Below are 13,386 nucleotides of genomic sequence, written 5' to 3'. Positions count from 1 at the left end.
CCTGCCATGTCCGCGTTTCCCGTCCCTGCCGACCCGGCGACTACTTGACGACGGCGGCGGCGAGCTTGGAGAGCGGCTCGGCGAGGGCGTTGACGCCGTCGGACAGCTCCTTGCGCTCGGCCTTGCCGACCTTGTCGTACGAGGTGAAGTCGTAACCGCTCTTGTCGGCCCGGTACTTGTCGAGGAGCGTGTTCAGCGCGGCGAACTGCTTGTCGAGTTCGGCGACGAGCTCCGGGTCGTTCTTCTGCGCGACCGGCTTGAGCAGGTCGAAGGACTTCTGCGCGCCCTCGACGTTCGCCTTGAAGTCGACGAGGTCGGTGTGCGAGTAGCGCTCCTCCTCGCCGGTGACCTTGCCGCTGGCGACCTCGTCCAGGAGCTCCTTGGCGCCGTTGGCCATGGAGGTCGGGGTGATCTCGGCCTTGCCGACCCGCTTCACCCAGTCCGCGAGGTCCTTGTCGAGGGTGTCGGCGAGGCTCTTCTCGGCGGTGCCGATCTTCTTGTCCTGCCAGAGCGCCTTCTCCAGGCGGTGCCAGCCGGTCCAGTCCTTCGCCGGGTCCTGGCCCTCCTCCAGACCGTCCTCGCGGACGTCGACCTTGGGGTCGATGTCGCCGAAGGACTCCGCGACCGGCTCGGTGCGCTCCCAGCCGATGCGGGACTCGGCGTAGGCCTTCTTCGCGGCCTCGATGTCACCGGCGCGCACGGCGTCGGTGAAGACCTTCGCCTTGGGGAGGGTCGCCTCGGCCTGGGCCCGCACGTACTGGCGGTAGGCGGCGACGGCCGCGTCCATCTCGGGGGAGCGCTTGGGGCCGCCCGCGACGCCGCCGCCGGTGGCCGTGACCTGCTGGCGGATGCCGTCGCCCTTCATGCCGGGCTTGCAGGCGATCTCGTAGTCACCGGCCTTGATCTCGGCGGTGAGGCTGGCCTTGGTGCCGGGGCCTATGTTCTCGCGCTCGGTGACGATCCGGTCGTCCGGGTAGAGGACGTAGACCTCGGTGATCTTGGAGCCGCGGTTCTCGACGGACAGCTTGACGTGCCCGGCCGGGAACTCCTTCTTCGAGACCTCGCAGGAGTCGTCCTTGGCGACGACGGTGATCGTGCCGTCGCCCGCCTCCGCGTCGCTCTTCTGGGTGCAGCCCGTGACGGCGGCCAGAGCCGCCGCGGTCGCGGCGGCGGTGACGACGGAGAGGCGGACGGCTCGCATGGGGACTCCAGGAACACGGGACGGCTGAGGCGGACCTAACTTAACCGAGGCTTACCTCAGCCATACCCGCCCGTCCAGTGATTCACCTCTCAGCTCCGACAGACCGGACACGAGGGGATAACGGGGGTTCCACGGGGTCTTCATGGCCGGGTCAAGAGGGAGTCAAGGGCGGGCGGATTGACAGATATTGTACGGATTTCGGTTACTCGGAAGTACGTTTCGGTACGACGAGCGGAACACCGGTCCCCGGGTGCGGGAACACCTCCACCGGCTGCCGGTACACCCGGCTCAGCAGCTCCGCGTCGAGCACCTCCGACGGGGGCCCCTCGGCCGTGATCCGGCCGCCGTGCAGCACCCCGATCCGGTCCGCGTGCGCCGCCGCGAGCCCGAGGTCGTGCAGCACGACCACCACCGCGTCCCCGGCCGCCGCCCGCTCCCGGCAGACCCGCAGGACCAGTTCCTGGTGCCGCAGGTCCAGGGCCGCCGTCGGCTCGTCGAGCAGCAGCAGACCGGTCCGCTGGGCGAGCACCCGGGCCAGCGCGACCCGGGCCCGCTCGCCGCCGGAGAGCCCGGAGAAGGGCCGCGCGGCGAACTCCTCGACCTCGGTGGCCGCCATCGCCGCGGCGACGGCCGCCTCGTCCTCGTCCTCCCGCTCGGTGCCCGCCCAGGGCGCCCGGCCCATCCGTACGACCTCGCCGACCGGGAACGGGAAGGCGAGCGCCGCGGACTGCGGCAGCACCGAGCGCCGCAGGGCCAGTTCGCCGGGGGACCAGTCGGCCGCGGGGCGGCCCCCGATCCGTATCTCCCCGGCGGCGGGGGCGATGTCGGCGGCCAGCGCGCCGAGCAGGGTCGACTTCCCGGCCCCGTTCGGGCCCACCAGGGCCAGCACCTCCCCGGCCCGCACCCGGACGCCGACCCCGTCGAGCACCGCCCGCCGCCCGAGCGAGACCCGCAGGCCGACCGCCTCGGCGACCACCTCGCCGGGAGCGGCGGGGGAGGGCAGTGCGCGCGTGCGCCGCTGGGGAAGCAGCGCGCGCAGCCGTACGGCCGCCAGGGAGGCCACGGACGCCTCGGGTGCCTTGGGTGCCTCGGGCGTCACGGATGTCCGGGCCGTCACCGCCGTCACCGCCGTCGCGGTCGTCTCGGCCGTCGCCGCCGTCTCGGATGCGCCGGTCGTCCCAGTCGTCCCAGTCGTCCCAGTCGTTCCGGTCGTGCTGGTCGTGCTGGTCGTTCCGGATGCTGCGGATGTCATGCCCAACCACCTTGCCTGCGACGGGTCCTGCGCAGCAGCCAGAAGAAGAACGGGCTGCCGATGAGGGCGGTGAGGACGCCCAGGGGGAGTTCGGCCGGGGCCGCGACCGTACGGGCCGCGAGGTCGCCGGCGCTGAGGACGACCGCCCCGCCGAGCGCGCTGCCCGGCACCAGGAAGCGGTGTCCGGGGCCGTTCGCCATCCGCAGCAGGTGCGGGACGAGCAGCCCGACGAAGGTGATGATCCCAGCCACCGCGACCGCCGCCGCCGTGAGCAGCGCGACCACCAGGATCAGTGCGATCCGCAGCCGCTCCACGTCCACGCCCAGGTGCCGGGCGGGCCGTTCGCCGAGGGCGAGCAGATCGAGCCTGCGGGCGTAGAAGGGGGCGACGGCCAGGCCGAGGAGGGCGCACGGCAGCACGGCGAGGACCTTGGGCCAGGTGGCCTGGGCGAGCGAACCGAGCTGCCAGAAGGTGATCTGGGTGACCTGGGCGTTGTCGGCGAAGAAGATGAAGAGGCCGATGAGGGCGCCCGCGAAGGCGTTGACCGCGATGCCGGTGAGGATCAGCGTCACGACTTCCGTACGGCCGCCGGAACGGGAGAGCGCGTACACCAGGAGCACGGTCGCGAGCCCGGCGACGAAGGCGCAGAAGGACACCGTCCAGTTGCCGAGGAAGGTCAGTCCGAGCGAGATGGCGCCGACCGCGCCGACGGCCGCGCCCGCCGAGATGCCGATGACGCCCGGCTCGGCCAGCGGATTGCCGAACACGCCCTGCATGAGGGCGCCCGCGCAGCCGAGCGAGGCGCCGACGAGGACGGCGAGGACGACCCGGGGGAACCGGATGTTCCACAGGACGCTCTCGGCGGTCCGGTCGAGCGCCTGCCCGCCCAGCCCGATCCGGTGCTGCACGGAGGAGAGGACGTCGCCGAGCGGGATCTCGTACGCCCCGATCCCGGCGGAGAGCAGGGCGAGCAGCAGCAGGACGCCGAGCAGGCCGACGGTGAGGAGGGGCGCGGTGCGGCGGGCGGCGCGGCTCCCGGGGGCGGGTCCGGCGGACTTCGCCGTGGCCGGTACGGGGGTGGGGTCCGCGGCCTTCCCCGTGGCCGTTCCGGGGGCCGCTCCCGGCAGGGACGCCGTCCCGGGTTCCGGCGGGGTCTTCTGGAGCGCGGTCACTTGGACTCCCCGTACAACTGGGCGACCAGGGACTTCAGGACCCGGTCCGTGCGCGGGCCGTAGTTGAGGAGGACGCCGTCGTCGACGCTGACGACCCGGCGGTCCGTCCCGGCGGGGGTCTCGGCGATGCCGGGGATCTTCACCAGGCCGTCGATCCCGCCGACGGAGCCGAGGCCCTTGCTCATGACGAGGATCGCGTCGGGCGCGGCCTTCGCCAGGGCTTCGCTGGTGATGGCGGTGAAGTCCTTGGTCAGACCGGACTCCTTGCCCGCGTCGATCGCCCCGGCGGCCTCCAGGAGGGAGCTCGCGCCGGACTCGGCCCCGCCGAGGAGGTAGACGGCGGCCGAGCCCCGGAGGTACAGGAACGCCACCCGGGGGTGCTCGGCGTGGGCCGGAATCCCCTTCCGTACGGCGTCGATCCGCTGCTGGGTGCGCTTCTTCAGCGTCTCGCCGGAGCCGGGCACGCCGAGGGCGGCGGCGACCGCGTCGATCCGGGTGCCGACGTCCGCGAGCCCCTTGGCGGGGGCCACGACGACGAGCGGGACGCCCGCCTCCCGGATCTGGGCGATGGCCTCGGCCGGTCCCGTGGTGCCCTCGGCGATGACCAGGGTGGGCCGCAGCGAGAGCACGCTCTCGGCGGAGACGTCATGGGCCCGGGTCACCACCGGGAGTCCGTCGGCCTGTTCGAAGGTGGCGGTGACGTCCTTGGCGACGACGTGCCCGCCGAGGCCGAGGGTGAAGACGATCTCGCTGAGGGAGCCGCTGAGCGGGACGACCCGCTCGGTGGACGTGACGGTGACCCGGCGGCCGTCGGCGGAGGGGACGGTGACGGGGAGTCGGGGCGTGGCCGGGTCGGTGATCGGCTCGACCCGGTCGGGGCCGGTGGAAGCCGGACCGGATGTACTGGCTCCGGTTCCGTTTCCTGCTCCGTCCGGGCCTGCTTGGCCGCCTCCTCCGCCACAGCCTGTTGCCGCGAGGGCAAGCGCGAGCACTGCTGTCAGTGCTCCCGCGAGGCGAGTTCTGCGCACCGGACACCGTCCTGTCTTCGTTCCGCTTCGTAGGGCCGTGAGGTTGGCCGCCCCGGAGGGCTCCCTCTCGGGCCGGATATACCTTAGGTTAGCCTTACCTCACTTACCAGTCCTCGGAGGGGTTCCATGTTGTTGCCCAGACCTGCCCGCGTGCTCGCCGTGACCCTGTTCACGGCACTGCTCGCCGCCCTCGTTCCCGCGGGTGCCGCCCACGCGGAGAGCCGTACGGTGCAGGGCGGACGGCTCGACTGGGGCATCAAGTCCTCCTTCCAGAGCTATGTCACCGGCCCTGTCGCCCAGGGCAGTTGGGGCCTCACCGGCGGAGCCGCCACGGTCGGCGGCAGCCAGTTCCGCTTCCACTCGGCCCAGGGCTCGTACGACCCCGCCACCGGCGCCTTCGAAGCCGCCTTCTCCGGCGGCGTCCGCTTCACCGGCCACCGCAAGCCCGACGGCGGCAACGAACTGGACCTCAGCATCAGCCGCCCCCGGATCGTGATCAGGGACGGCCGAGGCACCCTCTACGCCGACATGGCGAGCAAGGCCAAGGGCAGCGGCAGGACGACCAGTTCCGCGCAGGTCCCGCTCGCCACCCTCGCCGTCGGCGGCATCGACATGCGCGGCGGCGGCAGCCCCGTCTCCCTCACCGGCGTGCCCGCGACCCTCACCGCGCAGGGAGCCACCGCCTTCGCCGGGTACTACCCGGCGGGCACCCGGCTCGACCCGGTCAGCCTCACCGTCGACGTCAGGACCCCGAGGGCCACGGCCCCCAGCACGGCGCCGGCCACCACCCCGCCCGCCCCGACCGGCTCCACGAGCCCCTCTGCCACCAAGGCCCCCGTCACCGGGAGCCTCCGCGCCGCCGCCGTGGACTGGGGCGTCCGCCGCACCTTCCGCGAGTACGTCACCGGCGCCGTCTCCCAGGGCCGGTGGACCCTCGCCGACGGCGCCCAGGACGGCGGCGCGCTCTTCCGCTTCCCCTCGGGCAAGGGCGCGTACGACCCCGGGAAGGGCACCCTCGACGCCGCCTTCGCGGGCAGCGTCCGCTTCACCGGCGCCCACCTCGACCTCACCCTCGGCAAGGTCACGGTGAAGGTCACCGGCGGCACCGGCACCCTCAGCGCCGACGTCACCAGCGCAGGGAAGACCGACCGGGCCGTCCCCCTCGTCACCTTCGCCGCCCGGAACCTCACCCCGGAGAACGGCCTCGCCGTCGTCACCGAGGCCCCCGCCACCCTCACCGAGGGCGGTTCCAAGGCCTTCGGCGGGATGTACCGGGCCGGGACCGCGATGGACCCGGTGTCCCTGGCCGTCGCCGTCGACGCCGGGGCCGCCCTGCCCGCGCTCCCGGACCTCGGCAGCGACGCCGCCCCGTCCGCCGCCCCGTCCGCCCCCGCCACCCCGGCCTCCCCGTCCGCCTCGGCGGCCCCGGCACCCGCCGCCGCCGAGGCCTCCGCGCCGTCCCTCGGCCTGTACCTCGCGATCGGCGCGGGCGTCCTGCTCGTGGCCGCACTCGGCGTCCTCGTCGCGGTACGCCGTCGTCGTACCGGCGGCGAGAGCCCCACGGCCTAGGGCGGGTTTCGAAAGTCCCGCCTGCCTGGCGACGCCTGGCACGCACGCTCGCCGCGTTGTCGGGATCACCCCGATACATCCAGTATCGGGGCGACCCTCCGCCTTGCGATCGCACGCACCAGACGCCGCCAGGCCTGCCCTCTGGGCAGACGACGCCACTTTCGAAACACGCCCTGGCCCCCCGAACCTCCCCTCCCGCGCCCCCCCTTCGCGCACCGCGTCCCCCACTAGGAGAAACCCGTCATGGCCATCCCCCTGCGCCGATCCGTCACCATGGCCGCCGCCGTCGCCACGGCCGCCGCCCTGGGCGCGGGCGCCGTCGCCCTCGCCCTGCCCGCCGCGGCCGAGAGCGCGCCGCCGATGACGCTGGTCGACGGCACGCTCGACTGGGGCATCAAGCAGTCGTTCCGCTCGTACCTCGCCCAGCCGTTCGCCCATGGCAAGACCACGGTGGGGGGAGGCGCCCGCCAGGCCGACGGCAACGGCGTCTTCACCTTCGTCGAGGGCACCGGTACGTACGACATGGGTACCCACGGCACCGCCAACTCCTTCAAGGGCACGGTCCGCTTCGAGGCCCACCAGGGCGCCCTCGACATCCGCATCTCGGACGTCAGGCTGAAGACGAAGGGCTCGGCCGCGCCGACCGGCGAGATCGTCGCCGACGTCGTCACCAAGGAGAAGGACGGCTCCTTCACCACCCACGACGACATCGACTTCGCGGCCCTCGACATGAGCCGGGTCAGGCCGGGCCAGGGCGCGGGCGGCGCCATGGTCTTCAAGGACATACCGGCGAAGCTGACGAAGGACGGCGCGGCGGCGTTCGCGGGCTTCTACAAGGAGGGGGACGCGCTGGACGCGGCGACCCTCACGGTGAAGGTCGGCAGTCGCCCGACGACCCCGCCGACCACGCCGCCGACCACGGAGCCGCCGACCACGCCTCCGACGACGGAGCCGCCCACCACGCCGCCGACGACGCCCCCGACGACGCCTCCTCCGACCACCGAGCCGCCCACCACGCCCCCGACGACCCCGCCCACCACGCCTCCCACCACACCCCCCACCACGCCTCCGACGACCCCGCCCACCACGCCCCCGCCCACCACGGCCCCTCCGACGACCGCCCCGCCCACCACCGAGCCCCCAGCCACGACGGTCAACGGCAAGCTGACCTGGGGCGTGAAGGAGAGCTGGCAGCGGTACGTCGGCCGGACCTGCGGCGGCAAGGTCACCGCGGCCGACGGCGCGGAGCGGAACGGCGCCGCCTACGACTTCGGCTTCCTCAAGGCCGACCTCGACTCCGACGCCCGCAAGCTCGACGCCTCCTTCTCCGGCAAGGTCTCCTTCGTCTGTGACGCGCACGGCATCGACTGGACCGTCGGCGGCCTCCAGGTGAAGGCGTCCGGCACCACCGGCACCCTCCTCGCCGACGTCACCAGCGCGCAGGGCACCCGCAAGGGCGTGGCCCTCGCCTCCCTCGACCTCTCCAAGGCCGACTGGGCCGTGAACAAGGGCGTCGTGACCCTCGCCGGGATCCCGGCGACGCTGACCGAGGCCGGTTCGGCGACCTTCACCGCCCCGGGCGGCCAGGGCGGCTACCCGGCCGGCACCGAGCTGGACCCGCTGACCGTCAGCGTCGCGCTCGACGGCGACGCCACCCTGCCCCCGGGCACCGGCGGCACGGACGGCTCCGGCGGCACCGGCGGTGAAGGCACCTCCGGCGGCGACGGCTCCGCCACCACGGGCGGCGGGAGCTTCGGCGGCGGAACCGTCGGCGGCGGAGGCACGGTCGGCGGCGGCAGCGTGGGCGGCACCTCCCCGATGGGCGGCTCCGGCTCCCTCGCCGCCACCGGCTCGGACGTCCCGACCACCCTCCTCATCACCGCCTCCGCCCTCACCGTGGCGGCCGGCGCGGGCGTCGTCGTCGCCGTGCGCCGCCGCGCGCAGGGCTCCTGAACCACCACCCCGCCACGGCAGGGCCGCACCCGTTTCTCCGGGTGCGGCCCTGCCGCCTTCTCCTGGATGCTTCAATTCCGCCATGAACACGACCGCGTACGGCACCGCCACCGACATCGACGTCCTCCGGGTCTTCTGCGCGGGCGACGGCCGGTACGGCAACGCGCTCGGAGTCGTGAGGGACGCCCGCGCCCACCCCGACGAGACCTCGCGTCAGGCACTCGCCAGGGAACTCGGCTTCAGCGAGACGGTGTTCGTGGACGACCCGGAGCGCGGGATCGTCGACATCTACACCCCGGGACTGCGGCTGCCGTTCGCCGGACACCCGCTCGTCGGCACCGCCTGGCTGCTCGACCTGGAGGTCGTCCAGCCGCCCGCGGGCGAGGTGTGGGTGCGCGGCGACGGCGAGTTCACCTGGATCGAGGCGCGCGCCGAGTGGGCGCCGCCGAGGACCCTGCGCCAGTACGGCTCCGCCGCCGAGGTCGAGGCCCTCGCCGTGCCCGCGCCGGGGGAGTGGATCTACGCCTGGGCCTGGGAGGAGGAGGCGGCGGGCCGGATCAGGGCGCGGGCCTTCCCCGGACGCGGCGACGGCATCGACGAGGACGAGGCGACCGGCGCGGCGGCGCTGCTGCTCACGGCGGAGCTGGGCCGGGCCCTGAACATCACGCAGGGCCGGGGTTCGCAGCTGCTCACTGCCCCCGGCCCTGACGGAATCGTGGAACTGGGCGGACGGGTCCGCCTGGAGGGAACGCTCACGCGCTGAGCGGGAACTCACCGCCCAGCTGCCCGAAGAGGGCGCTGTTGAAGTCGAAGGCGCGCTTGCACTCGTCGACGATCCGCTGCTTCTCCAGGTCGTCGGCGTCCACCCCGTCGAGCAGCTCCCGGTAGGCGCGCTTGAACGCGGCGGGGTTGGTGATGCCCTCGAAGACGTAGAAGCGGACGCCGTCGCCCTTGCGGTCGAAGCCCCAGGTGCGCTCCGCCTTGTCGCGGATGATCTGACCGCCCGAGAGGTCGCCCAGGTAGCGGGTGTAGTGGTGGGCGACGTAGCCGGCGGGCCAGTCGCGGGCGCACTCGGTGATCCGCTCGGCGTAGGCGACGGTGGCGGGCAGCGGGGAGACCCCGGCGCGCCAGTCGGGGCCCCGCAGATGGGCGAGGTCCTGCTCCAGGGCCTCGGTGCGGAACAGCTCGGGCTGGACGAAGGGCCCGGCGACCGGGTCCGTGCGCAGGGCCTCCGCGCCCTCCTCCAGGGCGCGGTACACGAACCACAGCTGCTCGGTGTAGCGGGCGTAGGCGTCGACGGCGAGCCGCCCGCCGAGCAGGTCACCCATGAAGGACGACGTCTCCGCCTCGGTGTGCTGCTCGTGCGAAGCCGTGCGGATGAGCGTCGAGAAAGGGGTGTCCAAGGCATGCCTCCGGGACCGATGGGACGGGAACCAGTGACGATCCTGCCAAGTTAGGCTTGCCTAAGTCAACTGGTTCCCGACGTCCTGTCGGTAAAAGAACTACCCCGTGCGAGGTTCAGGGCAACGTCAGGATCTCGGCCCCGTCGTCGGTCACCACGAGCGTGTGCTCGAACTGGGCAGTCCGCTTGCGGTCCTTGGTCACCACGGTCCAGCCGTCGTCCCACAGGTCGTAGTCGTGGGTGCCGAGCGTCAGCATCGGCTCGATCGTGAAGGTCATGCCCTTCTTGATCTCCGTGGTGTGGTGGGGCGAGTCGTAGTGCGGCACGATCAGACCGGAGTGGAACGACGAGTTGATGCCGTGCCCGGTGAAGTCCCGCACGACGCCGTAGCCGAAGCGCTTGGCGTACGACTCGATGACCCGGCCGATGATGTTGATCTGACGGCCCGGCCGTACTGCCTTGATCGCCCGGTTCAGGGACTCCCGGGTCCGCTCCACGAGCAGCCGGGACTCCTCGTCGACGTCGCCGCAGAGATAGGTGGCGTTGTTGTCGCCGTGGACCCCGTGGATGTACGCCGTGACGTCCAGGTTCACGATGTCGCCGTCCCGCAGGACGGTCGAGTCCGGGATGCCGTGACAGATGACCTCGTTGACCGAGGAGCACAGCGACTTCGGGAACCCGCGGTAACCCAGTGTGGACGGATAGGCACCGTGGTCGCACATGAACTCGTGCGCGACCCGGTCGAGCTCGTCGGTGGTGACCCCCGGAGCGATGTGCTTGGCGGCCTCCTCCATCGCCTGCGCGGCGATGCGGCCTGCGATCCGCATCCGCTCGACGGTGTCGGAGTCCTGCACCTCGGGCCCTGTGTACGGGGTCGGGGCGGGCTTCCCGACGTACTCGGGACGGCGGATGGAGCCCGGGACGGAACGATGGGGGGAGAGTTCCCCCGGTACGAGAAGCGACTGGCCAGACATGCCAGCGAGTCTAACGACCGGGTCTGGGGCAGCATGGTCCCGAAGGAAGGAGCCGACGACGATGGCCCTGTTCAAGAAGCGCACCGTGGGCAAACCGGGCGAATGGTACTACTGCCTGGAGCACAAGAAGGTCGAAGAGGGCCCCGAGTGCCCGGCGAAGAACCGCTTCGGCCCCTACGCCAGCCGTGAGGAGGCCGCCCACGCCATGGAGACCGCCCGCGAGCGGAACCTGGAATGGGAGACGGACCCCCGCTGGCACGACAAGAACCGCACGGAGGGGGACCCGGACTGACCGACCCGCGCGGGAAACGGAGAGGGCGCCGGGGGCGGTCCTCCGGGTGATCCGGCGGTCCGGGTGACCCGGGTGATCCGGGTGGTTTATTGGTTCCGGTCGTTCCGGTCGTTCCGGTCGTTCCGGTCGTTCCGGTCGGTTCCGGGTCCGGTTCCGGCGGGCGGCCCCGCGCGTTCAGACGGGGTCCGGCGCTCCCCGCCGTTCCGGCGTCTCCTGGCCGTCCGGCCTCCGGGCCGCCTCCTGCTGGGCGCGGCGCCGCCGCGAGTCCTCGTCCGTGTCCGAGTCGTACGTGAGGAGCTTCGGCAGCGCCAGGCAGAGCAGGCCCACCGAGGCCACGCAGGCCACACCGCCCGTCCAGACCGCCGTCCGGGTGCCGGTCCAGCCCGCCATCGCACCCGCCCTGACCTGGCCGAGCTGCGGACCCACGCTGTACGAGAGCACCTCGATGCCCGCCAGCCTGCCGCGCAGCTCCTCCGGGATCGTCTGGTTCCAGATGGTCGCCCGGCCCAGCCCGCTCAGCATGTCCCCGGCCCCGGCGAACGCCAGACAGACCAGCACCGCCCACACGTTCCCGAACCAGCCGGCCGCCGCGATCGCCAGCCCCCATCCGGCGGCGCCGCCGACCACGAGCAGCCCGTGCCGCCGCACCCCGGACGTCCAGCCGCTGGTCAGCCCCAGCACCAGGGAGCCCACCGAGCCCGCCGCGTACATCAGCCCCAGCGACCAGTCGGCGTCCAGCTCGTCCGCGAGGAACGGGAAGATCGTGTTCGGGAAGGCGAAGAACATCGCCGCCAGGTCGACCGCGTACGTCCCCAGGAGCACCGGCCGCGACCAGGCGTACCGCGCCCCCTCCGCGATGCCCCGCAGCGAGGGCTTCTCCGCGTCGTGCGCCGGAGGGGCCGGGGAGAGCCTGACGCACAGCACCACCGACACGGCGAAACCGGCGATCGTCACCCCGTACGCGGGCGCGTGACCCGCGTACGCCACGACCAGGCCCGCCAGCGCCGGGCCCGCGATCGAGCCCATCTGCCAGCGCAGCGAGTTCAGCGCCGCCGCCGCCGTCTGGTGCTCGTGCGGCACGATCCGGGCCAGCAGCGAGTCGAGCGCCGGGCGCTGGAGGCCCGCGAGCGCCGAGACGCCCGCCGCGACCACGTACAGCGGCCAGAGCAGCGGTTCGGGGAGCAGCGCGTTGACCAGCAGGAGCAGGGCGAGCAGCCCGAGGCCCGCCTCCGTCGCCAGGATGACCTTCCGCCGGTCCACCGCGTCGGCGAGCGCCCCGCCGTACAGGCCGAACACCACCAGCGGCACCAGCTCCACCGCGCCCATCGCGCCGACCGCGAGCGGCGAGCCGGTCAGCTCCTTGATCTGGAGCGGCAGGGCGATCATCGCCATGGCGCCGCTGAAGTACGTGACGAGGCCCTGGACCCACAGCAGCCGGAACTCGGCGGAGGCGCGCCAGGGCGCGAGGTCGGGCAGCAGGGCGGAGAGCTTGGCGAGCGCGGGGGACACGAGGGGCCATGTTCCGATCCCCCGGCACTCCCGGCAACCGATTAAGGGGCCATCCGGGTCGCACCCCGCCCGTCACTTGGGCTCCACGGGTCACCCGTCCCTCAGGTGTCACATGTGCTTCACCGGTCGTCTGGGCCTCGGCTGTCACCTGAGCCTCGGCTGTCACCTGGACTCCGCTGGTCACCTCGTGCCTCGGCTGTCATTTGGGCTCCGCAGGGCGGCCCGTGCCTCGGCTGTCACCCGGGCCCCATCCACCACCCAGGCCCCACCCACCACCCGAACCCCGGCTGTCATCCCGGCCGCAAGCCGTCCCGTGTGGCCCTGGTCCCCAGCCGCCCCGGGCGGTCCCGGCCCCCAGCCCGTCCCGGGCGGTTCCGTCCCAGGCCCCCCGGCCGTAGCCCCCGCCCGCCCCCCTCACCACCGGTTCGGTGGTGGGGCCGTCAGGCGGTCCGCCAGGTCCGCCAGGCGGTCGCGGAAGCGGCGGGCGCCACGGGGTGACGGCAGGCTGTTCTCCCCGGCCGCCGCGCTCACCAGGTGCTGGACCGTGTCGAGGTCCACCTCCGAGCCCTCCGCCACTGTCAGCGTCTCGTGCGCGAGACCCCGCACCTCCGGGTCGCCGCCGTCCAGCGACAGCACCGTCGCCCCCGCCCGCCGGGCGTCGTGCACCCGCTGGAGCAGCCCCTCGTGCGGCCGCTCCGGCGCCACCATCAGCAGCGTCTCCCCGCGCCCCGCCGCCTCCAGCCGCCCCAGGCCGACCGCCAGATGCGCCGGGGCGCCCGGCAGCACCCGGTGCCGCACCAGCGTCGGCGCCAGCTCCGGCTGACCCGACCAGGCGGCCTCGTCGACCAGGTGCGCCGTCAGGTGCCACGGCTCGTACTCCTCCGTGCCGACCAGCAGCAGCCCGCCCCGGTGCGGGACCACCGAGGACCGGAGCGCCCCCGCGAACCGGCGGGCCGCCCCCGGCCACTCCGTCCCGGCCAGCACTTCCCGCAGCAACGCGACCCTCACGGCATCCATGCGCCCGCATTCTGCCC

12 protein-coding genes are annotated in these 13,386 nt (G+C 73.2%); 4 read left to right on the top strand and 8 right to left on the bottom strand.

Annotated features, from left to right (window positions below; translation table 11 throughout):
* Window positions 1-40 precede the first annotated feature (40 nt).
* From efeO to ACIRQY_RS10055, 4 genes are all read right to left on the bottom strand, one after another.
* The gene (gene efeO, locus ACIRQY_RS10070; protein ID WP_351779777.1) at window positions 41-1,201 is read right to left on the bottom strand and encodes an iron uptake system protein EfeO; all 1,161 of its coding nucleotides are present in this window, start codon (window positions 1,199-1,201) and stop codon (window positions 41-43) included.
* A 202-nt stretch (window positions 1,202-1,403) separates the two neighbouring features.
* Window positions 1,404-2,453: a heme ABC transporter ATP-binding protein gene (locus ACIRQY_RS10065; RefSeq protein WP_403923439.1), complete on the bottom strand. Its 1,050-nt coding sequence runs from the start codon at window positions 2,451-2,453 to the stop codon at window positions 1,404-1,406.
* Complete coding sequence (locus ACIRQY_RS10060; RefSeq protein ID WP_403923884.1) at window positions 2,450-3,580, bottom strand: FecCD family ABC transporter permease; 1,131 nt, start codon at window positions 3,578-3,580, stop codon at window positions 2,450-2,452. Before ACIRQY_RS10060 ends, ACIRQY_RS10065 begins: the two co-directional genes overlap by 4 nt.
* 41 nt (window positions 3,581-3,621) lie before the next feature.
* Window positions 3,622-4,653 (bottom strand): hemin ABC transporter substrate-binding protein, encoded by a 1,032-nt coding sequence (locus ACIRQY_RS10055; protein WP_403923437.1) that lies wholly within the window; start codon window positions 4,651-4,653, stop codon window positions 3,622-3,624.
* Window positions 4,654-4,779: 126 nt separating this feature from the next.
* On the opposite strand from ACIRQY_RS10055, the gene ACIRQY_RS10050 reads away from it, so the two are divergent.
* From ACIRQY_RS10050 to ACIRQY_RS10040, 3 genes are all read left to right on the top strand, one after another.
* The gene (locus ACIRQY_RS10050) at window positions 4,780-6,222 is read left to right on the top strand and encodes an HtaA domain-containing protein (protein WP_403923435.1); all 1,443 of its coding nucleotides are present in this window, start codon (window positions 4,780-4,782) and stop codon (window positions 6,220-6,222) included.
* Between the two features lie 243 nt (window positions 6,223-6,465).
* Window positions 6,466-8,175, top strand: coding sequence for an HtaA domain-containing protein (locus tag ACIRQY_RS10045; RefSeq protein WP_403923433.1), 1,710 nt, complete (start codon window positions 6,466-6,468; stop codon window positions 8,173-8,175).
* Between the two features lie 82 nt (window positions 8,176-8,257).
* Window positions 8,258-8,938 (top strand): PhzF family phenazine biosynthesis protein, encoded by a 681-nt coding sequence (locus ACIRQY_RS10040; protein WP_384855602.1) that lies wholly within the window; start codon window positions 8,258-8,260, stop codon window positions 8,936-8,938.
* On the opposite strand, the gene ACIRQY_RS10035 is transcribed toward ACIRQY_RS10040, so the two are convergent.
* Both ACIRQY_RS10035 and map read right to left on the bottom strand, forming a co-directional pair.
* Window positions 8,928-9,578 carry a biliverdin-producing heme oxygenase gene (locus tag ACIRQY_RS10035; protein ID WP_351779762.1) on the bottom strand — a complete coding sequence of 217 codons (651 nt, stop codon included), beginning with the start codon at window positions 9,576-9,578 and terminating at the stop codon, window positions 8,928-8,930. The genes ACIRQY_RS10040 and ACIRQY_RS10035 overlap by 11 nt on opposite strands.
* Window positions 9,579-9,693: 115 nt before the next feature.
* Window positions 9,694-10,551, bottom strand: coding sequence for a type I methionyl aminopeptidase (gene map / locus ACIRQY_RS10030; RefSeq protein ID WP_351779760.1), 858 nt, complete (start codon window positions 10,549-10,551; stop codon window positions 9,694-9,696).
* A 61-nt stretch (window positions 10,552-10,612) separates the two neighbouring features.
* Between map and ACIRQY_RS10025 the strand changes: the two genes are divergently transcribed.
* Entirely contained in the window at window positions 10,613-10,843 is a 231-nt protein-coding gene (locus tag ACIRQY_RS10025) for a hypothetical protein (protein WP_366441466.1), read from the top strand.
* Window positions 10,844-11,017: 174 nt separating this feature from the next.
* Here ACIRQY_RS10025 and ACIRQY_RS10020 read toward each other — a convergent pair whose 3' ends face one another.
* Both ACIRQY_RS10020 and ACIRQY_RS10015 read right to left on the bottom strand, forming a co-directional pair.
* Entirely contained in the window at window positions 11,018-12,352 is a 1,335-nt protein-coding gene (locus ACIRQY_RS10020; protein ID WP_351779755.1) for an MFS transporter, read from the bottom strand.
* A 414-nt stretch (window positions 12,353-12,766) separates the two neighbouring features.
* Window positions 12,767-13,369, bottom strand: coding sequence for a hypothetical protein (locus ACIRQY_RS10015; protein ID WP_403923430.1), 603 nt, complete (start codon window positions 13,367-13,369; stop codon window positions 12,767-12,769).
* Window positions 13,370-13,386: the final 17 nt, after the last annotated feature.

Source organism: Streptomyces sp. NPDC101490 (genome assembly GCF_044767145.1).
Taxonomy (GTDB): Bacteria; Actinomycetota; Actinomycetes; order Streptomycetales; family Streptomycetaceae; genus Streptomyces.
Note: the sequence above shows the minus strand (reverse complement) of the source record. Positions and strands in the feature narration are given on the sequence as shown.

Coding starts and splice junctions, on each gene's coding strand:
- ACIRQY_RS10065 (WP_403923439.1), bottom strand. CDS start 2,453: ATGACATCCGCAGCATCCGGAACGACCAGCACGACCAGCACGACCGGA.
- ACIRQY_RS10050 (WP_403923435.1), top strand. CDS start 4,780: ATGTTGTTGCCCAGACCTGCCCGCGTGCTCGCCGTGACCCTGTTCACG.
- efeO (WP_351779777.1), bottom strand. CDS start 1,201: ATGCGAGCCGTCCGCCTCTCCGTCGTCACCGCCGCCGCGACCGCGGCG.
- ACIRQY_RS10040 (WP_384855602.1), top strand. CDS start 8,258: ATGAACACGACCGCGTACGGCACCGCCACCGACATCGACGTCCTCCGG.
- ACIRQY_RS10015 (WP_403923430.1), bottom strand. CDS start 13,369: ATGGATGCCGTGAGGGTCGCGTTGCTGCGGGAAGTGCTGGCCGGGACG.
- ACIRQY_RS10025 (WP_366441466.1), top strand. CDS start 10,613: ATGGCCCTGTTCAAGAAGCGCACCGTGGGCAAACCGGGCGAATGGTAC.
- map (WP_351779760.1), bottom strand. CDS start 10,551: ATGTCTGGCCAGTCGCTTCTCGTACCGGGGGAACTCTCCCCCCATCGT.
- ACIRQY_RS10045 (WP_403923433.1), top strand. CDS start 6,466: ATGGCCATCCCCCTGCGCCGATCCGTCACCATGGCCGCCGCCGTCGCC.